Here is a 20,152-nt window from a genome sequence, read left to right as displayed (position 1 = left end):
CATATACAGAATTTCAATGGCTTAGCGTAGAAAAGCAATCACTAAGCTACTGTTGTCAAAACCGCTTTATGCTATGCTTTTAAACTGAATATTAGAATATGCCGAATAGGCAGATAGCAGATTGTTTTTGAGTGATTTATGAAAATCTTACATATCGCGAATTTTGGATTTAATAAACAGGGTGCACATTTTTATTGCACTGACCGTAAAATTTCCGCTGGTTTAATTGAAAACGGACACTTTGTTTATGATTTCAGTTTCCGCGATATGGCGCGTATGGGCACGATTTTTAAAACGAAAAAACTCGGTGCGAATTGGGCCAATAAAGAAATTTTAAAGATCGTGAATAATATTGAGCCCGATCTCGTATTGGTGGGTCACAGTGACTTGATGAGTCCGACTGTGCTACGCGATATCAAACAGCAATTTCCTCAAACTAAAATTGCTTTTTGGTATGTCGATCCACTGTACTTAGAGCAGAAGTTAGGTTTTGTTCGTGAGTTTTCGCCATATTTAGATGCCATTTTCTGTACTACAGGTGGCGAATACCTGAAAAAATTAAAGCAACCACATTTAAAAACTGCTTATATGCCGAACGTCGGTCATCGCAATGTTGAAGTATTAAAACAATTTGAATCTACGCGCATTGATAAAGAATTTATCTTCTGTGGTGTGGTGTATAAAGAACCAGTCCGTGAGAAATTCTTAAAAGATTTGGCAGATACCTTAACTCAAAACAGTATTCAATATCAGTATTATGGCTGTTTTGAGCAACCGGGCGTATATGGCAAAGGCTATTATAAAGTGCTGTCAGAATCGCGTATGGGTCTCAATTATTCACGTAAAAATGACGTGACCTTATACAGTTCAGACCGAATTGTGCAGCTCACAGGCAATGGCTTATTAACATTTAGCCCGCGTATTCCAGGCTTCGATCAGCTCTATACAGAGCAAGAAGTGGTTTATTTTGATGACCAACATGATTTGGCGGCAAAAATTAAGCACTATGCAGGACATCCTGATGAAGCGAAGAAAATTGCACAAGCGGGCTGGAATAAAACCCGCAGTAGTTTTAATGCAAAACGTATTACCCAGTTTATGATTGAAGTTACTTTTGATCAGCCATTGTCTGAAGCTTATGAATGGTCACACGAGGTATATGCTTAATGTGGATTCTTTATGTGTTGGCGGGCTTAGTGCTACTGGCCACCGTACTCTATGTCTTGGGTAACTACACTTTTTGGTTGCCACCATTACGTACTGCACATATTCCGCGTGTGGTGATGCTACATCAAGTCACGCCAAATGCAGAGGCTTCGGGTATGAATATGCCTCCTGCTAAGTTCGAGCAGTTGCTACAGTATTTAGTCAATAAGAATGCCAAATTCTGCTTTGTCTCTGAAATTGATCAGTATGAAGGACAAAAAGATGTGTTTGCACTGTCATTTGATGACGGCTTTTTAGATAACTACGAATATGCCTATCCGTTACTAAAAAAATACAAGGCCAAAGCGACAATTTATTTGGCTACACAAATTGAAGGCATTGAAAAGTTAAGCCCTGAGCAGATCCGAGAAATGGCAGATTCAGGCGTGATTGAATTTGGCGCACATACCCAGCACCATGTAAATTTGCTGAAACTGTCAGATGAACAGGCATTTGCAGAAATGCACGCATCTAAAAAAGATGTGGAAGCAATTGTTGGTAAATGTCCAAGCTTTGCTTATCCATTTGGCCGTTTTAATGAAAAGCATCAGCAAATGGCCAAAGAAATCGGCTTTAAAAATGCGGTGTCTACACGTAAAAAAGTGGAACACATCAGCACGGCGAACCAATTTAATATTCCGCGCGTAAGTACACATGGCGCAATGAATGCCTTACAAATGCGTATTGCCTTAGCGAAAGGACGTTATAAATTATGATTCCATGCAGTGTTTATATCGTAACTTTAAACTGCGGTCCTTGGCTGCAGGACACCTTGCAGAGCGTGCAAGATTTTTCAGAAGTGATTATTTTAGACTCTGGCAGTACCGATGATACCTATGCAATTGCGCAGTCTTTTGCCAATACGCGTATTTCACATCAAGACTGGCAGGGTTATGCTGCGCAAAAAAGCTTGGCTTTGGCGCAATGCAAAAATGACTGGGTGCTGAATTTAGATGGTGATGAAGTTCTATCGAAAGAATTAAAAGCCGAAATTGAACAGACCATTCAAGCCAATCAAATTGATGCGCTGATTACCCCGATTAATGATGTGTTCTTAGGGGTGCCGAACAGCAAGCATACGAAAAAACATGCCAAAGTACGTTTTTTCCGTAAAAGCAAAGGCCAATATGACCTGGAAAATAAAGTCCACGAAAATGTAATTGTGGATGGTCAAAGTGTCAAAGCGGAAGGCGATATTTATCACTACGGAGAATCGAGTATTTTTGTCAAAGTAGAAAAAAATAATCAGTACTCAAATTTAAAAGCAGCGGAAAAATTCCAAAAGGGCAAAAAGCCGAGTTTGTTAAAATTAAGTTTGGTCATGCCGGTAACTTTCTTAAAGTCCTACTTTATCCGTCGTAGTTGCTTGAATGGCTGGCGCGGTTTCGTAAATAGCATGATTAATGCTTTTTATGCCTTTTTAAAAGAGGCAAAGCTTTTTGAGCAGCATCAAAATGCAGCCAAGAAAAAACAGGATCAACCGTGAAAATTGTACAAGTTCTAGCAACCAGTGGCGGTATAGGCGGTTTGGAGCAGCATAGCTTCAACTTAGTCAATGAAATGTCGCTACAGCATGAAGTGCATATTTTGGCGCATCCGTGTTATGCCGATAAATTCAATGAAAAGGTTCATTTTCATCCGGTGAATTTTGCTCGCAGTCGCTGGAATATATTTTTGCTGTGGCAACTCAAAAGCCTGATTAATCAAATTCAGCCGGATATTGTGCATGCGCAGGCGGGTAAAGCTGCTGAGCTGATGACTAAAATTCGTGGCTGGCTTAAGCCAGTCAAGTTTGTTACGACAGTTCATGGCACCAAAAAAAATAAAGCCATTTATGCTGCTGGTGATGCGGTCATTGCAGTCAGCCAAGCGCTTACACAAGGTATCTCCGCGCATAAAGCGCATATTGTGTATAACGGTGTATATCCACAGCCTGCGCTATCAGAACAACAGAAAGACCAGCTAAAAGCCGATATTTATGCAGCGTATCCGGTCATGGATAGATCCAAAAAGCTGGTGATGTGCATTGGACGTTTGGAGCCAGTTAAAAATATCAGTTTGTTGATTGAGGCAATGCAGGGGATTGATGCTAACTTATGGATTGTGGGGGATGGTTCTTTACGGACGTCTTTAGAGGCGCAAGTTCAGCAGCAAAATATGCAGTCTCAAGTTGCCTTTCTTGGCTTTCGTACAGATGCACGTGACTTAATCCAGCTAGCGGATACTGTGGTGTTGTCCTCAGACCGAGAAGGTTTTCCATTGGTCATGGTGGAAGCGCTACAAGCGGATAAAACGATGGCATCGACCAAAGTGAATGGTGTGATTGAGTGGTTGCCTGCGCCATATTTGGCGGAGATTGGCAATGCTGAGCAGTTAAATGTCTCAATTCAGCAGGCGCTGTCAAATGTCGCCGATCAAGAATTTTCGCCTTTATTTGCAAAGGCAAAAGCAGAACTCACAGTTGAAGCCATGACACAGCAAACCCTGAAAATTTACAAGGATTTGCTGCACTCAGCATAAGTATTTACTTTTTAGCTGTTAAGCGAATCGCATCGAGTACCACAAAGTCGCCTTCAGCATTGATGGTATGACAGCCATCATCTTGTGGATTCCAATCTGGTAGAACCACTTCTAGGAGTTCTTCTTTGTAAGTGGTTGGGCTGAGTTCTACAATATGTTTAAGCTCAATATTGCCGCCGTAACGTTTTAGTGAATCTTGGCTTGGGCGCACCAGTTTGCCATCATAGCTAAATGGTTTTCCAGCCATGCGGAATTGTTGATGGCCCTTACAGACAGGATTTTGTGGATGCTCTTGCCAGTTTGGATTTAAAAGATCTTCAGTCATAAAAAGATCTAAACGATCACCAAATTTTTTGCAATTTCGACGGGTTGAGGTAAATAGATACCACATGCCATTATGTAAAAATGGCGTCGTATCTACAGCCTCTATACCTTCTAATAAATTGCTATGCTTTTCCCATTTTAAAGGGAAGTCAGTGCATTTCCAAAGTTCAACAGTTTTATTGGCACTGGTTTCTGGAATCATAAACCATTCATTTTCAATCTGAAAAATACATGGATAAGACAGGTGGTAGTCCAGTTTTAGAATGGTTTGTGGCTCGGTATAAGTGCCGTCTTTAAATATTTCCAGAACTGATAAAAAACCGACAGGATGGATATCGTCGACTTCTTCAAAGAAAATGAAATGTCGATCATTATCTTGCGCATAAAAACAATCAGCAAATGTAAATTTGCGCGGTGAGTGAATTTCAAAAAGTGTTTTAAGCTGTTCTTGATGTTTTAATGGTTGTTGCAACCAGCCAAAACGCATGTACCAATGAGAATCAAATTTTCTAGCATGTTGCTTTTGTTGAAATTTATACCATTTCTTTAAAATTGTGCGCATCATAAAGCTGTGTAAAGACATAATACTATTTATCTAATTCTACATTAGGTATGATACGCGATGAAAAAAAGTGGTTCATTTTATGAAAAAATTTATAGTAAGTATTGAAGAAGAAAACTCTCCTCGTCTGAAAAAGCTATTCAGTCAACCCTATTTCAAAAATGACGCGCATGACTGGATTAAAATTGGAATTAAAGGTGCGGAGCTGTCTGCAAAAAAATATTTTGAATTAGGTGTTAAAGGGAGATCTAGACCACTTTCTCCGAGCATGGTCGGATGTACGTTGTCTCACTTGGAGGCATTAAAGGTATTTTTGCAATCGGATGATGAATTTGCGTTGATTCTTGAAGATGATGCAATTTTACCTGATGACTTTGATGTAGTTTTATTGGAACAGGAATTAAAGCAAGCGAATCTAGCACCTCAATTTTTATTTAGTATCGGGGGCATTCAAATGAAAGAATGTCGTAAGGTACGAGGCGAAGTAAAGCCCTTTACATTACATAAAGCGATTGTATTACAGGTCAATGCAGATTTTTATCATCGAATTTGTTATACGGTTTCTTATATTGTCGATCGTTCAATGGCGAAGGCATTAATTGAATATCATCAAAAGCTGCGTGCGGCTGATGATTGGCGTTATATTCCAGACTTATATCCGAATTCACGCATTTATATGGCATTTATTGTGGATCATCCTATATTAGAATCGAATGTAGCGGTTCAAGATTTTAGTACAATTGAATCTGAGCGGGGAAATTTTAGCGATGTATCCGTCAGTAAGTACGGTTCAAGTTTACGTTATAATATAGCTAAATTTTTTAATAAAAAATATCCTTTATAAGTTAATAAATTACAGATTATTTAGTGTTCAGTTGATTTAAGCGGTAAAACGAGGGGGACTTGGTTTAGGTATGAAAAATTTGATTGTTGTTCGCTGTGGTGATAATTCTTTACATGAAAAATGGATATCATCAGAGGCAAATTACGATGTAGTAATCAGTTATTTTGGAAATGAGCCTAAATTTGATTTAGAAAATTTACGCCATTTTCATTCTTATAAAGGATCTAAATGGGAGGGGCTGAACGATTTCTTTCAAACTAATGATTTTTGGCGTGAATATGATGCAATTTGGATCCCTGATGATGACATAGATACAGATGTTCAAACTTTGAATAGATTTTTTGAACTATTCCATGAGAATAATTTTGATCTTGCTCAACCTTCTTTAGATCACCGGAGTTATTTTTCATGGGCGTTACTTTTGCAAAATAGTAATTTTAAATATAGAAAAACTAATTTTGTAGAAGTGATGATTCCATGTTTTTCTAAAGAAGCATTTAAAAAAGTGTACTCAACTTTTTCAGAAAATAAATCTGGATGGGGGTTAGATTTTTTATGGCCACAAATTCTCGGTGAGCAAGCAAATATAGCAGTGATTGATGAAGTGGCAGTATTTCACACGCGACCTGTGGGTTCTGCTGGTTCAGGAATGGGGAAAAAAATTATCTCGAAGAAATCATTTTTTTCTAAGAATAAGACTTTGAGTCCAATGGATGAGTTAAAAATTCTTGCTAAGAAATACAAATTTATTCAAAAAGAAAGATGCCTCGGCGGAATGAATTGGGATGGCAGTTATATTGAATCAGATCACGTCAAATTTAAGCAATTATATCTAGCAGGCTGTGATATTCGGTTACTGGAAAATTATTCAATAAACTTTGCTTTAGATAATATAGAGTTAACACAATGAAAGTTTTGATTATAGGATGTGGATTCACGGGAGCTGTTATAGGGCGAAAGCTTGCTGAACATTCTCATGAGGTAAAAATTATCGATCAGCGTAATCATATTGGCGGTAACTGTTACACTGAGCGGGATGAAAAAACAGAAATTATGGAGCATGTTTATGGTCCGCATATTTTTCATACGGATGATGATGAAGTTTGGAGTTTTGTTAATCAGCATGGCTCATTTAAACCCTTTATTAACCGTGTGAAATCAATTGTTGGCGGTCAAGTTTTCTCATTGCCCATTAATCTGCACACAATCAATCAATTTTATAAAAAAACGTTTTCGCCAATTGAGGCGAAAGCATTTATAGAATCAATTGGCGATTCGAATATTGAAAATCCGAAAAATTTTGAAGAACAAGCTTTAAGATTTATAGGTCCAGATTTATATGATGCATTTTTTAAAGGGTACACATTAAAACAGTGGGGGATTCATCCGACTCAGTTGCCTGCAAGTATTTTAAAAAGGCTGCCTGTTCGTTTTAATTATGATGATAATTATTTTTCACATAAATATCAGGGTATGCCAGAGCATGGCTATACAGAGATTTTCAAATCTATATTGAATCATACAAAAATTGAGGTTGAATTGGATTGTGAGTTTCAGCGCGCTATGATTGTTGAATATGATCATATAATTTGGACTGGTAAATTAGATCAATGGTTTAACTACTCTGAAGGAAAGTTAAGTTACAGAACTTTGAGATTTGAAAAAAATTATGCTGAAGGTGACTATCAAGGTAATGCTGTGATTAATTATGGCGATGAGTCGGTGCCATTTACAAGAATTTCTGAGCATAAACATTTTTCGCCTTGGGAAAAACATGATCAGACAATTTATTTTAAAGAATACAGTTCTGAATGTGGAGATAATGATATTCCTTATTATCCAGTAAGATTGGCGAATGATAAAGAAATTTTAGATAGATATCTGGCTATGGCCCAAGCTGAAAAAAATGTAACTTTTGCTGGAAGGTTGGGGACATATAGTTATATGGATATGGATGTAACAATTCGTCAGGCAATGAATATTGCAGAAGAGTTATTAAATAATTTTAGTAAATAATTGATAAGTTAAAAATATCTTACTTTTTTATAACCCGATTAGCCCAAATTTGTTAAGGAGTGAAAAGTTGAAAATTGTCCATACTCTATATTTTACTGAATTTGCGGGTACAGAAAAGGTTTGCGTAGATTTGTGTAATGCAATGAGTCAAAGTAATGAAGTATTCTTATTGGCCAATACTTACGATTTTCAAGGCAACAAAATTACAGATTATATTGAAGATACTGTGAATTTTGTTGATATTGAAACGGACCGAAATCGTCATAATATTTTCTATTTATATAAAATTGCCAAAATTTTAAAAAATATCAATCCTGATGTGATTCATTGTCATAATACAAAGATGCTCGAAATTATGAAATATTGTCAGATATTTCTCTCCAAAAAAATTCCTTTGGTATTTACGAAGCATAATTGGTTTGTTAAGAAGCGTATGAAATATGCGGATATCTGCGTGGGTATTTCACCAGAAACACTGAAACTTTGTAATGCGAAAAAAAATATTCTGATAGAAAATGGTATTAAGTTTCAAAATCCTACAAAAATTCTAAACAATGATGTTTTTAATATTGTTGGCGTGGGAAGACTAGAAGAACATAAAAATTGGCAGTTGGCCATTACAGCTTTAAGTCAGGTCGATTTTGATTATCGCTTATATATTTTGGGTCAAGGGGTTTACGAGCAAGAACTTAAAGACTTAATTGAGAAATTAAATGTAGCAGATAAAGTTAAATTAGTTGGCTTTGTAAATAATCCTTGGGATTATATTTGTAGCTCAGATTTGCAAATTTTACCTTCAAGATTAGAGGGCTTTTCATTAGCACTCATTGAAGGCATTTATTATGGAAAAATGGTCTTTGCATTAGATACGGCGAATCATCGTGAAGTATTAGGTGATGATTTTATTATTGAAGATGATGCAGAAAAGCTGACTCAAACATTGAATCAAGTTTATTTAAACTATGATGAATTCAATGAAAAGTTTTCAAAAGTGAAAGCTGAATCAGCCCGTTTTGATATTAATAACGTTGCGCAAAAATATATTGATGCATATAAAAGTGTATCGGATCAAAAAGTACAGGCCGCTTAACAGTTTATTATTTTCGCTAAATAGCCCCTTTGGCTCATTGCAGAAGGGGCTGATGTATAGAATGTGTGTTCAAGGCTTATTCAATAAGAAATGCTTAAAAAAGCTTATGTGAATGATCTAGGCTTAGATGGGCATAAGCTAAAACAATAATTATTCTTTATCCGCATTACCCTTTAATACCATATAGATCAGCGCGACAAAAATAGCAAAAGCGCCAGCCAAACTACTGACACAAAAAATCACAATACGGTTATAGGTTGTTAAATTAAATAATTGGTTATCCACGATGTAGCGCATGAAAATCCATTGCACGATTGAAAATACAATTAACACAATTGCACGACGGCGAACTTCAGGACGCATAGCCATAGGGAGATACACAGCAACAATCTAAGAGATTGCTATTATGCCACTGTTGAAAATTGATCTCAATTGAATAAAACTAATCCACACTATGCCAAAACAATAGCGCCAAACTTGCATCGAATTTACATGGTTTTCTTATTGTACATATTGATATCACCCAAACAGTTTCTAAAGCGTTTATAGGACCAAATATACTGTGCTGGTGCTTGATTGATCATCTCCTGCATTGCAAGATTTAGGCTCGTTACAGAGTGCTGTAAATCATGAGCGTTGATGTCTTCAGGTAGGTACTGACAGTGAATATCAAAACTTTTCAAGTCGGGATTGCGAATACAGCTTAAGCCGATAACCTTACATTGTGTTTTGGCTGCCAGCTTAGAAACGAGCGTGATGGATAAGGTCTTTTGTCCAAAAAAATCAGCGTAAATGCCACCAGAAGGCTTGGGTAAATGATCGGGTAAAATTACAGTTAATCCACCTTGCTTTAAATGTTTAAAAATAGCACGTATACCAGTTTCATCTGTAGGCACTAAAGTCGCATTAAATTTTTCCCTTGCCTCTAATAGATAGCGATTTATACCTTTATTTTTATTGGGTTTATACATAATCATCGGTTTGGTATGTACATTTAACCATGCGTTGAGCAATTCCCAGCAGCCAAAGTGCGGAACGACGACAATGACACCTTTTTTAGTCGCCAGTGCTTCGGTTAAAACGCTCTCTCCATGGATGTGTTGGATTAAGCCTAGACTATAGCTTGGTGGCATGCCCCAGCACTTAATAAATTCAATATAAGTCAGACATTGGCTTTGTACACTTTCTTTCGTCAACTGTTGTTGTAATGTCGGAGATAATTCGGGATAGGCCAGTTGAATATTAATTGCAGTAATGCGTTTGATGGATGAATTGGAATAATAAAGAAATAATGCAATGACAGTGGCTAGAGTTTGTAGTAGTCCTAAAGGCAGGGCAGAGATGATTTTAAAAATGAAATACATCAGGTCGTCGATCTCAAAAAGTAGAGCAAGCGGATGAAAATAATTTTGCTAAGAGAGGACTGGTTGTATTCAAGAATGAAAATGATCAGAAGCTTTAAAACAAAATAAAATGATTCATGAAAAATTGAGGGTTTCAATTTTGCATGATTAGGCTTGGCATCATAACGTAGAGATGTACATTTAGAATTAGCAAAGTAAACCAAATTTTCGGTTTTATGATGTGTGAGTCGATCTTAAATTTATAATATTGAATAAAAAAAACCCTGCACTTGGCAGGGTTTCTTCATTCCTTCTTGGCATTTCTTCCAAAGGGAGAAAAAGAAGGATTTAAAAAATTATTTAGCTTCTTCTGCTTTTGGTTTTTCGCGTAAACGAATACCAAGATCGCGTAGTTGATTTGTTTCAACTGGCGCAGGTGCTTGAGTTAGAGGACATTCCGCAGTTTTAGTTTTCGGGAATGCAATCACGTCACGGATTGAAGATGCACCAGTCATCAACATCACTAAACGGTCAAGACCGAATGCTAAACCGCCGTGAGGAGGCGCACCGAATTTCAACGCGTTAAGCAAGAAGCTGAATTTCTCTTCTGCTTCTTCTTCACCAATGCCAAGCGCTTCAAAGATCGCTTTTTGCATTTCTAGGTTGAAGATACGAAGTGAACCGCCGCCAATTTCAGTACCGTTCAATACCATATCGTAAGCAACAGACAATGCAGCACCTGGGTTGTTCTTCACTTCTTCAACGCTTGATTTTGGAAGCGTGAATGGGTGGTGAACAGACGTCCATTTGCCGTCATCAGTTTCTTCGAACATAGGGAAGTCAACAACCCAAAGTGGAGCCCACTCGCAAGTTGCCATCTTCATGTCGTGGCCGACTTTAATACGTAAAGCGCCCATTGCATCATTTACAACTTTTGCTTTGTCCGCACCAAAGAATACGATATCGCCATTTTCAGCACCAACGCGTTTTAATAGATCAAGTACGATTGGCTCGATAAATTTAACGATTGGAGATTGAAGACCTTCGATACCTTTTTCAAGATCGTTGACTTTGATGTAAGCCAAACCTTTCGCACCGTAGATACCCACGAATTTAGTGTATTCGTCGATTTGGCTACGTGGAAGCGCGCCAGCACCTGGTACGCGAAGCGCAACAATACGGCCTTTAGGATCTTTAGCAGGACCTGCGAATACTTTGAATTCAACGTCTTGCATCATGTCTGCAACGTCAACCAATTTCAAAGGAATACGCATATCTGGTTTGTCAGATGCATAGTCGCGCATTGCGTCTGCATAAGTCATGCGAGGGAATTTGTCGAATTCAACGTTTAGAAGTTCTTTGAACATCTTAACTGTTAAACGTTCCATTAAATCCATGATGTCATCGTCACTCATGAACGATGTTTCAACGTCGATTTGTGTGAATTCAGGCTGACGGTCAGCACGTAAGTCTTCATCACGGAAACATTTCGCAATTTGGTAGTAACGATCGATACCGCCAACCATCAACAACTGTTTGAACAATTGTGGAGATTGTGGAAGCGCGTAGAAGCTACCGTTAGAAACACGACTTGGTACTAAATAGTCACGTGCACCTTCAGGAGTAGCACGAGTCAAAATAGGCGTTTCAACGTCTAAGAAACCATTGTCTTCGAAGTAGTTACGAATGAGGTTGGTTAATTTAGAACGGAAACGTAAGCGATCTAACATTTCTGGACGACGGATGTCCAAGAAACGGTATTTCAAACGTACTTCTTCAGAAATATTGGTATTTTCGTCATTCAATGGGAATGGCGGTGTTTCAGAAGCAGCAAGCACTTCGATTTCTTTACCAAGAACTTCGATTTGACCGCTGGTAATATTTGCGTTTTCAGTGCCTTCGTAACGACGACGTACGCGACCTGTAATTTTTAAAACAAATTCTGAACGTGATTTGTCCGCAGTTGCGAATGCTTCAGGAGTATCTGGGTCAATAACCACTTGAACAAGACCATCACGGTCACGCATGTCAAGGAAGATTACACCACCGTGGTCACGGCGACGGTGAACCCAACCGCATAATGTTACGGTTTGGTCAATTTGAGCTTCGGTTAAAGAACCGCAGTAATGAGTTCGCATCATAGCGTTAGAAATCCAACTATATGGGTTAAGGTCAGCGAATACGTAAACAGCGTACCGCTTTTATTCGAAACAGCGATTATGCCTCTTTTTGACCATTTTGTCACAAGGGCTTAGCTTTAAAACCGTAAAATTTCCCTGCATTGATCATTTTAAATCGTGCTTATTCAACTGAGGGCTTAAAAATATTTGTTGTCGATTTAAGGATGACAAAAATAAGGCTACCGATGGTAAACACAGCTAAAAATGCGCGAAAAAAATAATTAATCGATTTACCAATATAAGTATAGAGATCATGAACAAAAGCATCAGAATAGACGCTTTCTGCAAAATATAGATAGCTGAGAAAGCCTGCAAGCAAGGACAGTAGCCCTAGAGCGTAGACATAAACTTTAGTCCATCGATTGACGATTACGCTACTACGGTGGTTTAGGTGATGGCGGTAAATCATCCATGCTAAAACAGGTAGCGCTAATATAGACAAGCCAATTTGTAAAACACGGTGTAGCGGATAGCTGTGACCAAAGAGCTGAATAGACTGCAGTAAAATATTTTTAAAGGCAAAGGTGCGAAAGTCGACATGGGTTAGGCCATCCCAAAGGATGTGTGTGGATGTGCCGATAATAATGGCAATGATGAGGCTTAGAATAAAACCACAGCATTGATTGAGGCCGTGTAGATTGAGAGATTTATGTAGACCAAAAAAAGCAAACAGCATCGGTCGGTAAAATGCATACCACAGCAAGCAAAACATTAAGCCCAAGAGAAGATTAGGCACAATGAGCCCCGACCATTGATGTGATCCATCATAATTGGCATTGGTAAATAAGCGAAATAAATCCGGCACCATACAGCCAATGGCTAAGGCGGCAATGGGCAAACGACCACCGCTTAATTTAGAGAGGGGCGGTGCTAAGACAGCATGCGAAATGGTAAAGGGCATAATTTAAAATATAATTATTTAAAATAAATCAAAAGACTAATGCGTCAAAGTATAGCTGAGAGCTCAGCTTAGAAATGTTTTTTATTGAAAAAATATTGAAATGTTATAATATAACAAAACAAAGCCATCTACCTGAGCTGCCAGCATGCTATTCAAGAAGAAATTAATCAGCGTATCTATTTTTGCCTCTATGGCACCGTTTGCATTTGCAGATGAAGTTTTAACCCAATCTAAGCAGGGGGCCGTACAACAACTCGATACCATTCATGTACAAGCCCATCCCCTAGAACAATCAGCTGCCGATTTTGCAGTTGCTGATCATATTGTCAGTCAGAAAAAATTAGCTGAACGTGGTACAACCATTGGTGATGCTTTGGCTGATGAACTTGGTGTGTATTCAAACCAATACGGTTCAGGCTCTAGCCGTCCAGTGATTCGCGGGCAAGATGGCCCACGTGTAAAAGTATTACAGCATGCTTCTGAAACCGCAGATGTTTCTGCACTTTCACCAGATCATGCAGTCACGGTTGATCCAATTTTGGCAAAACAAGTAGAAATCATTCGAGGCCCATCAACTTTACTGTATAGCGCAGGCACGGTGGGTGGTTTAGTGAATGTCACTGATCAAAAAATCCCAACGCAAATGCCTGATAAAGGCTACGAAGGTCAAGTTGGTCTCCGCTATAACTCAGGTAGTGATGAAAAGCTGGCGAGTGCTGGGGTCACTGCTGCATTGGGTGATCAATTTGCGATTCGTGTAGAAGGCTCAAAACGTAAAGCCAATAATTATATCGCGCCAGATTATGTACATGAGCACAGCCATGAACATGATTTGGGCAATGGCCAGCATGAAACCCACACTGAGTTTGTAAAAGAACGCCGTGTTGATAATACTTTTGCCGAAGGCCAAACCGTAAATATTGGCGGATCATGGATTCATGATCGCGGTTTTGTCGGGCTGTCTTATAGTAATCGTGAAGATCAGTATGGTTTGCCTGGGCATAGTCATGAATATGAAAACTGCCATCCGCATGGTGATGCGTTGGACTGTGACGCACATGGTGCAGGTGGTCATACGCATGACCACGATGAAGAAGAGCACGGTGGGCCTTGGGTTGACTTAAAATCTGAGCGTTATGATTTACGTACGGAATTATCTGAGCCATTTGCAGGATTTCAAAAGCTTCGTGCACATGCGAGTTATACTGACTATAAGCATGATGAGTTAGAAGAAAGTGAAGTATTAACCACCTTTAAAAGTAAAGGCTATGATGCACGCTTAGAGTTGGTACATAACCCGATTGCCGATTGGGAAGGGGTTATTGGTACTCAATATAACCGCCAAAAGCTGAATATTTCAGGCGAAGAATCCTTGATGAATCCGAGTACCACAGAAAAGTGGAGCTTATTTGGTTTAGAGCATAAACAGTTTGGCGATTTCCACGTGGAACTGGGTTTACGTGCCGATCAGCAAAAAATTGATATTGATTCGACACAAAAAGACTTTAGCGATTATGCAATTTCGTACTCAGGTGCAGTCAACTGGGAATTTGCACCAGACTATAAACTATCCTTTGTGGCATCACATCAAGAACGTTTGCCTTTGGCGCAAGAGCTGTATGCCAATGGCAAACACTTTGCAACTAATACCTATGAACGTGGCAATGAAAATCTGGGTGTAGAAAAGTCGAATAATGTTGAATTGGGCTTACATTACGAAGCTGATAAGTTGGACTACCATGTACATGTATATCACAACTGGTATGACAGCTATATTTATGCAGCAACAACGGCGACACATGACAACTTCCGCTTAGTGGACTATACCCAAGACAAAGCGAAATTTTATGGTGTAGAGGCGGAAACAGGCTATCAACTGAGCGATCTGTATAAAATCAGCTTATTTGGTGATTATGTACGAGGTAAAATTGATGGCGCCAATGCACCGCGCGTACCTTCAGGCCGTTTAGGGACTAAAGTGGATGCAAAATTCACGGATCAGTGGTCAGGTTTAGCAGAGTATTATCATGTGTTTAAGCAAGATAAATTTGCAGACTTTGAGCAAGAGACGCAAGGCTATAATATGGTGAACCTAGGCGTATCGTATGCAGGACAATATGCCAAAGACAACGATTATCGTGTGTATTTTAAAGCCAATAACCTGTTAGATGATCAAGTTTATTCACATGCATCGTATTTATCGACCATTCCACAAGTTGGCCGTAACTTTAGCGTAGGCGTAGAGTTCGGCTTTTAAATGAGTTGCAATCATGAGTGCGCAATAGCTCTTTGATTGCATACAATCACAGAAATCCGCTTGAAAAATCAATGGATAATACCTAGTCTGAGTATATTGGACTAGGTTTTTTATTATGCGTATTTTTGAGCGAATCCACCGTAAACTCAATTGGTCTACACGTCGATATGTGGGGCTGGTTGTAGGGTTATTGGCGCTAGGCTATTTATCTTCCGCTGTATATCACATGTATAACCCTTTACCAGAAGGGCTGGATTACACGGGTAAATTACGTCATGCAAATGTGGAATTTTTGGTTGATCAAACTTATCTCGATACAACAGGTCAGCAACATGTAGATCAGCAAATTTTCAAGCAAATGCTTCAATTGATTGAGCAGGCGCAAAGCACGATTGTGATCGATATGTTCTTGTTTAATCAGCAAGTAGGCGATTCTAAAGTACAGCATCAAGCGCTTATGCAACAATTGACGAATGCGCTTATTCAGAAGCGTAAATACAATCCTAATCTCGAAATTAAGTTCATCACTGATCCAATCAATACCGTTTATGGTGGTGTGTATTCTGAGCAATACCATGACTTGCGCCAAGTTGGGATTGATGTGATTGAAACCGATTTAAGTCCATTGCGTGCATCTAATCCAACGTGGTCTGGCATTTGGTATTTATGTTGTCAGGGAATGGGAAATAACACGGAATCAGGCTGGTTGCCGAATCCATTTGGCAATGAAAAAATCACTTTGCGTAGCTACTTTGAGCTTCTAAATTTTAAAGCCAATCATCGTAAAACTATGGTGGTGGACACGGTTGATGGTTGGAAAGCCTTAGTTAGTTCCATGAATCCACATGATGGAAGCTCACGCCATTCAAATGTGGCATTGTTAGTTCAAGGCAAAACCGCACTGGATGTGCTGCAGACAGAACAAGCTGTTGGTGCAATGTCGAAAGCCAATTTGCCGGCAGTGATTACGGGCGAATTTGAAGAGGCGAAAACATTACCGCAAGTTCAAGTGCTGACTGAAGGTGCGATTTATCAGGCGGTACTTGACTCGATTAAAAGTAGTCAAAAGGCTGGCGTAGAAATCGACATCGCAATGTTTTATTTATCTGAGCGTCAGATTATTCAACAGTTAATTGCAGCACATAAGCGTGGTGTAAAAATCCGAGTACTCTTAGATCCAAATAAAGATGCGTTTGGCCGTACTAAAAATGGTATTCCTAACCGGCCAGTGGCGGCTGAGCTGAACAATGCGGGTATTGATGTGCGTTGGTGCAATACCCAAGGCGAGCAGTGCCACAGTAAAATGCTGTTAAAACGTGATATGTATACGACTCAATTGATTTTAGGTTCGGCAAATTTCACTGCGCGCAATTTAAAAAACTATAATTTGGAAACAGATTTAAATGTTATTGGTGGGCGTGATGCTCAGGTATTTACACAAGCCAATCAGTATTTTAATCGTGCATGGTCAAATTTAGATGGCCGTCAAATGAGTGTGCCATATCGTCAATATGCTGATGAATCTAAACTGAAATATGCCTTATACCGTTTTATGGAATGGAGCGGGTTATCTACTTTTTAGAATTGTATTAATCTCCTTCAATCCCTCTTTTCAAAAGAGGGACTTTCCTCCCTTTTTAAAGGGAGGTTAGGAGGGATTTAATCAGTTTTAATTCTTCGGTTCTGGATTTGGTGGTACTAAGGTATCTAAATCCTTATCCGTCATATTATCCAATTCATGCAAATCAGTTTTGATTTTCCACTTGGTTTCATCTTCTACAGGTTGTGGCAAGCGTGCCTCAAGCCAATCACAGACCACATCGGGTGGAAAGTCGTCATGATTACATTGAATGACCCATGCTAAAAATTGTTTAGCTTCACCATTCATATAGGGTGGTGGTGATACCGGTAAAAACTGAGTCGGTAAGCGTTCATTTTTAGAAATATAGTTCAACACATGGCCAAGCTCTTGTACGGTTTGCCATGCCAAGGGATGATCGACATTAATTTGAAATTTAAACCACCATGCACTTTTACCATCTGTACCATAAGAGTCAATATGGTTTTGTTGCACACTCGGAACTTTACAGAAGAATTGATAAAGTCGGTCAAAACTTAATTCAGACACAGCTTTGGATCCACAACGAAATAAAAAGAATATTAGCATATTCCACTGTAATGAATGCTCATTCAATCTTATTCATGCTTATCTACGGCATTGCAAAAAATCCCTGCAGTGTTCATTTTTTCTCCTAAAAATGCTTTTATAATGAATGCACATATAGAGGAGGAGCATCTTGTGAGAACAGCATTATTTGCATTAAGTCTAACAGCTGGATTACTCAGTGCGAGTCCGTTGACCTTTGCTGAAAATCAATGGGCAAACTATCAGGGTGTTCCGAGTGCGCAGCAAAACAGACCTATGCCACCGCATAATGGTTATCAGCAACAGGGGCACCGTCCTAACTATCCACAACAGCCTAATGTTCAGCATTATCCGCAGTATCCAAACAATTCACAGCATCGTCCGCCCATTTACCCAAATCAACCGCGTCCGCCACAGCACCGTCCACCAATTCAAAATGGTATTAGTATCCAGTACCAAGCACCCACAACAATTATTCAAAATTCGCAAAGTTATAGTTGGGTCAATGGTGATCCTGCTACGGCCAGTATTTCGAGTTCCACTTATCGTGTGATTTCAGATTGGCACCGACTAGGTTTGCCTGCACCACCAACAGGTATGTTTTGGATCTTTGAAAATGGTCGTTATGTCTTAGCATCGAATTGATCAGGTTTTATCAGATATCCCGAACCCTCACTTCACGTCACTTTTAAAGCAGTGCTTTAAAGCTTGCTCAGGTGAGGACGGGCACTATCAGAGTCTATGCGAGTTCATCATCTTCTGGGCGTGGGGTTTTGCCTTCAGGTAGTGGTTTTTCGGTGTGTTTATCACGAATAACCGATGGATATGTCCAAGATGCATAGCGCACGACCAAAATGGCAAAGGCTAAAATTAAAATAGACCCCGTAATAATCACCAAATCCATACTGGCTTTGTGCGTGTGTTGGATGTCAGCAATTAATAATCGTGTCAGTGCTGTAATGGCAATATAAATTAGAAAACGTACGGGCATGTGATTGGTTTTAAAGTATATCCCCACCATTGCACCCAGTTCTAAGTAAATAAACAGCAAGAGAATATCGTCAATAGTCGCGAATTTTTTTACGGTGAGTATTTCAAAAACCGTATGTCCAGCAGACCAAATCACCATACAGCCAATAATAAATAAAGCAATGTAGTGAAAGCTTTCTACGGCAAGATTGCCTAAACGATCGAGGAGGGATTCAAGTTTTATAATTCGTGGGTCGCGGTGGCTCATGGCTTATCCTCCTATATAAAGTGTTAAATTTCATTAAATAACAAGCAAGTTTCATGCACATGAAACAGCGAAATTAGATTTTTTTTTTAAATAAATCGGCTGAATTTTAATGTTATGTTGTTCGGGTAATATTTCGTCTGAGAAAAATAGAATGTATTTACCGACTCATTTTCAGCAGGAAGATTTAACGGAGCTATTTGACTGTATTGAAGCGCATCCATTAGCCAGTGTGATGGTGGTTCATGAAGGGGAAATTGAGGCCAATCATATTCCGCTGGAACTGGATCGTTCAGCAGGCAAAAAGGGCATGCTTCGTGGACATATTGCCAAAGCAAATCCGCTGTTTAACTTACTGGAACATGAGCGATCAGCTTATGTTATTTTTCATGCAGATCAGGCATATATTTCGCCAAATTGGTACGAAGGAAAACAAGAACATCACCGTGTCGTGCCGACATGGAATTATCGTGTAGTCCATGTTAAAGGCAAGATACGTAAAATTGCAGATGAAAAATATTTGCGTGGAATTTTGGCTCGTTTAACTCGTACTCATGAAGCGAAGCAACCTGTTCCATGGAAAATGGGTGATGCACCGAATGATTTTATTGCTGAACAGTTAGAGAAAATTGTGGCGATTGAAATCGAAATAGACTCAATTGTGGGTAAGTTTAAAGTGAGTCAAAACCGTAGCGCTGTAGATGCTGAAAATGTCGCAAAGGCCCTAGAGATTTCGAATGCTGAAATGGCGGAGTCAGTTCGACAGTATCGATAATAATTTGAAATAAGGGTAAATAAATTTATATGTCTAAACAATTTAGTATCCAATTGAAAGAGTGGTTTTTGAATATTGTAACTATAATCGTTATACCCTTGTATATTATTGCTATTTATAAAATTTTAATAACATATGACCTTGATAAAATTATCAAATATTTGCCGCTAGCAACATTTGTCCTTGCTTGTATAGCTTTCTTTTTTGCCTTGAGAACATATTGGCGTAAATCATCAATTAGTGTAAAAGCTTCATATATTCCAAGCCCAGACTCTCATTATGGTAAAGCTTACATTCATCAATATCTGCTTGAAAGTGAAAAAGATAAAGCAATAGTAGTATTTAAAGTTTATTTGAGAATAGGCTACGATACATATGTTCTCCTTGAAGACTTTAGATCGAAACCACTTATATTAAAAGCATATGAAGTTCATCAGAGAGAGTTTGAGCGTATTCATTGGCATAGTTCGAATGAATATAAGTTAGATTTGACTAAAGTTTTGAGTGATCCCAAAATTCCTAAAAGTATTGTTTTATCAACTTCAGAAGGTAAATATGTTACTAAGACGGTAATCCTCCCATAAATAACCGAAGTTAAAAGTAGAGGTTAAGCAGCCATTAGAGGTAGCTTTCCTTTGTTAGCTTGATGTGGTCTTTCATGGTTGTAATGCCACAACCAGTTTGTTGCATAATCTTGTACTTCATCCAAAGTATCAAATAAATGCTTGCTCAGCCAACTATAACGTATGGTCCG

General features: G+C 38.8%; 21 protein-coding genes. 13 read left to right on the top strand and 8 right to left on the bottom strand.

Annotated elements, in window-relative coordinates:
• Window positions 1–138 precede the first annotated feature (138 nt).
• From HYG93_RS12010 to HYG93_RS11995, 4 genes are read left to right on the top strand one after another with little or no spacing between them, the layout of a single operon-like run.
• A complete protein-coding gene (locus tag HYG93_RS12010; protein WP_120401940.1) occupies window positions 139–1,167 on the top strand; it encodes a glycosyltransferase in 1,029 nt (342 codons plus the stop codon).
• Entirely contained in the window at window positions 1,167–1,922 is a 756-nt protein-coding gene (locus HYG93_RS12005) for a polysaccharide deacetylase family protein (RefSeq protein WP_121594150.1), read from the top strand. Before HYG93_RS12010 ends, HYG93_RS12005 begins: the two co-directional genes overlap by 1 nt.
• Window positions 1,919–2,692, top strand: coding sequence for a glycosyltransferase family 2 protein (locus tag HYG93_RS12000; protein WP_106984633.1), 774 nt, complete (start codon window positions 1,919–1,921; stop codon window positions 2,690–2,692). Before HYG93_RS12005 ends, HYG93_RS12000 begins: the two co-directional genes overlap by 4 nt.
• A complete protein-coding gene (locus tag HYG93_RS11995) occupies window positions 2,689–3,726 on the top strand; it encodes a glycosyltransferase (protein ID WP_120365613.1) in 1,038 nt (345 codons plus the stop codon). Before HYG93_RS12000 ends, HYG93_RS11995 begins: the two co-directional genes overlap by 4 nt.
• A gap of 4 nt (window positions 3,727–3,730) precedes the next feature.
• Here HYG93_RS11995 and HYG93_RS11990 read toward each other — a convergent pair whose 3' ends face one another.
• On the bottom strand, window positions 3,731–4,615 hold the full coding sequence (locus tag HYG93_RS11990) for a hypothetical protein (protein ID WP_120365638.1): 885 nt from the start codon (window positions 4,613–4,615) through the stop codon (window positions 3,731–3,733).
• Between the two features lie 79 nt (window positions 4,616–4,694).
• Here HYG93_RS11990 and HYG93_RS11985 point away from each other — a divergent pair, with 79 nt between their 5' ends.
• The 4 genes from HYG93_RS11985 to HYG93_RS11970 all read left to right on the top strand — a co-directional run bounded on the left by HYG93_RS11985 (window position 4,695) and on the right by HYG93_RS11970 (window position 8,562).
• Window positions 4,695–5,456, top strand: a complete 762-nt coding sequence (locus tag HYG93_RS11985) for a glycosyltransferase family 25 protein (RefSeq protein ID WP_117007204.1) — start codon at window positions 4,695–4,697, stop codon at window positions 5,454–5,456.
• Between the two features lie 70 nt (window positions 5,457–5,526).
• Window positions 5,527–6,366 carry a DUF707 domain-containing protein gene (locus HYG93_RS11980; RefSeq protein ID WP_120365612.1) on the top strand — a complete coding sequence of 280 codons (840 nt, stop codon included), beginning with the start codon at window positions 5,527–5,529 and terminating at the stop codon, window positions 6,364–6,366.
• Window positions 6,363–7,472 carry a UDP-galactopyranose mutase gene (gene glf / locus HYG93_RS11975; protein ID WP_120365611.1) on the top strand — a complete coding sequence of 370 codons (1,110 nt, stop codon included), beginning with the start codon at window positions 6,363–6,365 and terminating at the stop codon, window positions 7,470–7,472. Before HYG93_RS11980 ends, glf begins: the two co-directional genes overlap by 4 nt.
• A 67-nt stretch (window positions 7,473–7,539) precedes the next feature.
• The gene (locus HYG93_RS11970; protein WP_121594152.1) at window positions 7,540–8,562 is read left to right on the top strand and encodes a glycosyltransferase; all 1,023 of its coding nucleotides are present in this window, start codon (window positions 7,540–7,542) and stop codon (window positions 8,560–8,562) included.
• Window positions 8,563–8,712: 150 nt separating this feature from the next.
• Here HYG93_RS11970 and HYG93_RS11965 read toward each other — a convergent pair whose 3' ends face one another.
• The 4 genes from HYG93_RS11965 to HYG93_RS11950 all read right to left on the bottom strand — a co-directional run bounded on the left by HYG93_RS11965 (window position 8,713) and on the right by HYG93_RS11950 (window position 12,986).
• Window positions 8,713–8,931 carry a hypothetical protein gene (locus HYG93_RS11965; protein ID WP_106984637.1) on the bottom strand — a complete coding sequence of 73 codons (219 nt, stop codon included), beginning with the start codon at window positions 8,929–8,931 and terminating at the stop codon, window positions 8,713–8,715.
• 119 nt (window positions 8,932–9,050) lie between these two features.
• Window positions 9,051–9,926, bottom strand: coding sequence for a lysophospholipid acyltransferase family protein (locus tag HYG93_RS11960; RefSeq protein WP_121594153.1), 876 nt, complete (start codon window positions 9,924–9,926; stop codon window positions 9,051–9,053).
• 335 nt (window positions 9,927–10,261) lie between these two features.
• Complete coding sequence (aspS, locus tag HYG93_RS11955) at window positions 10,262–12,046, bottom strand: aspartate--tRNA ligase (protein WP_106984639.1); 1,785 nt, start codon at window positions 12,044–12,046, stop codon at window positions 10,262–10,264.
• 160 nt (window positions 12,047–12,206) lie between these two features.
• The gene (locus HYG93_RS11950) at window positions 12,207–12,986 is read right to left on the bottom strand and encodes a DUF4184 family protein (RefSeq protein ID WP_178962513.1); all 780 of its coding nucleotides are present in this window, start codon (window positions 12,984–12,986) and stop codon (window positions 12,207–12,209) included.
• Window positions 12,987–13,131: 145 nt separating this feature from the next.
• On the opposite strand from HYG93_RS11950, the gene znuD reads away from it, so the two are divergent.
• Window positions 13,132–15,243, top strand: a complete 2,112-nt coding sequence (znuD, locus tag HYG93_RS11945) for a zinc piracy TonB-dependent receptor ZnuD (protein WP_178962512.1) — start codon at window positions 13,132–13,134, stop codon at window positions 15,241–15,243.
• Window positions 15,244–15,358: 115 nt separating this feature from the next.
• Entirely contained in the window at window positions 15,359–16,825 is a 1,467-nt protein-coding gene (locus tag HYG93_RS11940) for a phospholipase D family protein (protein WP_178962511.1), read from the top strand.
• Between the two features lie 87 nt (window positions 16,826–16,912).
• Here the strand turns inward: HYG93_RS11940 and HYG93_RS11935 are convergent, their stop codons facing one another.
• Window positions 16,913–17,371, bottom strand: coding sequence for a hypothetical protein (locus HYG93_RS11935; protein WP_117007211.1), 459 nt, complete (start codon window positions 17,369–17,371; stop codon window positions 16,913–16,915).
• A gap of 171 nt (window positions 17,372–17,542) precedes the next feature.
• Here HYG93_RS11935 and HYG93_RS11930 point away from each other — a divergent pair, with 171 nt between their 5' ends.
• Window positions 17,543–18,034 carry an RcnB family protein gene (locus HYG93_RS11930; RefSeq protein ID WP_227865854.1) on the top strand — a complete coding sequence of 164 codons (492 nt, stop codon included), beginning with the start codon at window positions 17,543–17,545 and terminating at the stop codon, window positions 18,032–18,034.
• Between the two features lie 94 nt (window positions 18,035–18,128).
• Here the strand turns inward: HYG93_RS11930 and HYG93_RS11925 are convergent, their stop codons facing one another.
• Window positions 18,129–18,626 (bottom strand): phosphate-starvation-inducible protein PsiE, encoded by a 498-nt coding sequence (locus tag HYG93_RS11925; RefSeq protein WP_106984644.1) that lies wholly within the window; start codon window positions 18,624–18,626, stop codon window positions 18,129–18,131.
• 151 nt (window positions 18,627–18,777) lie between these two features.
• On the opposite strand from HYG93_RS11925, the gene HYG93_RS11920 reads away from it, so the two are divergent.
• On the top strand, window positions 18,778–19,398 hold the full coding sequence (locus HYG93_RS11920; protein WP_121533380.1) for an FMN-binding negative transcriptional regulator: 621 nt from the start codon (window positions 18,778–18,780) through the stop codon (window positions 19,396–19,398).
• A 29-nt stretch (window positions 19,399–19,427) separates the two neighbouring features.
• Entirely contained in the window at window positions 19,428–19,982 is a 555-nt protein-coding gene (locus tag HYG93_RS11915) for a hypothetical protein (RefSeq protein ID WP_178962510.1), read from the top strand.
• 23 nt (window positions 19,983–20,005) lie between these two features.
• On the opposite strand, the gene HYG93_RS11910 is transcribed toward HYG93_RS11915, so the two are convergent.
• The coding region (locus HYG93_RS11910; protein ID WP_178962509.1) for an integrase core domain-containing protein at window positions 20,006–20,152 on the bottom strand (147 nt) is incomplete at its 5' end.

Source organism: Acinetobacter sp. SwsAc6, assembly GCF_013391565.1.
GTDB lineage: Bacteria > Pseudomonadota > Gammaproteobacteria > Pseudomonadales > Moraxellaceae > Acinetobacter > Acinetobacter cumulans.
The sequence above is the reverse complement of the archived record's forward strand: the minus strand, read 5'-3'. Positions and strand labels throughout refer to the sequence as shown.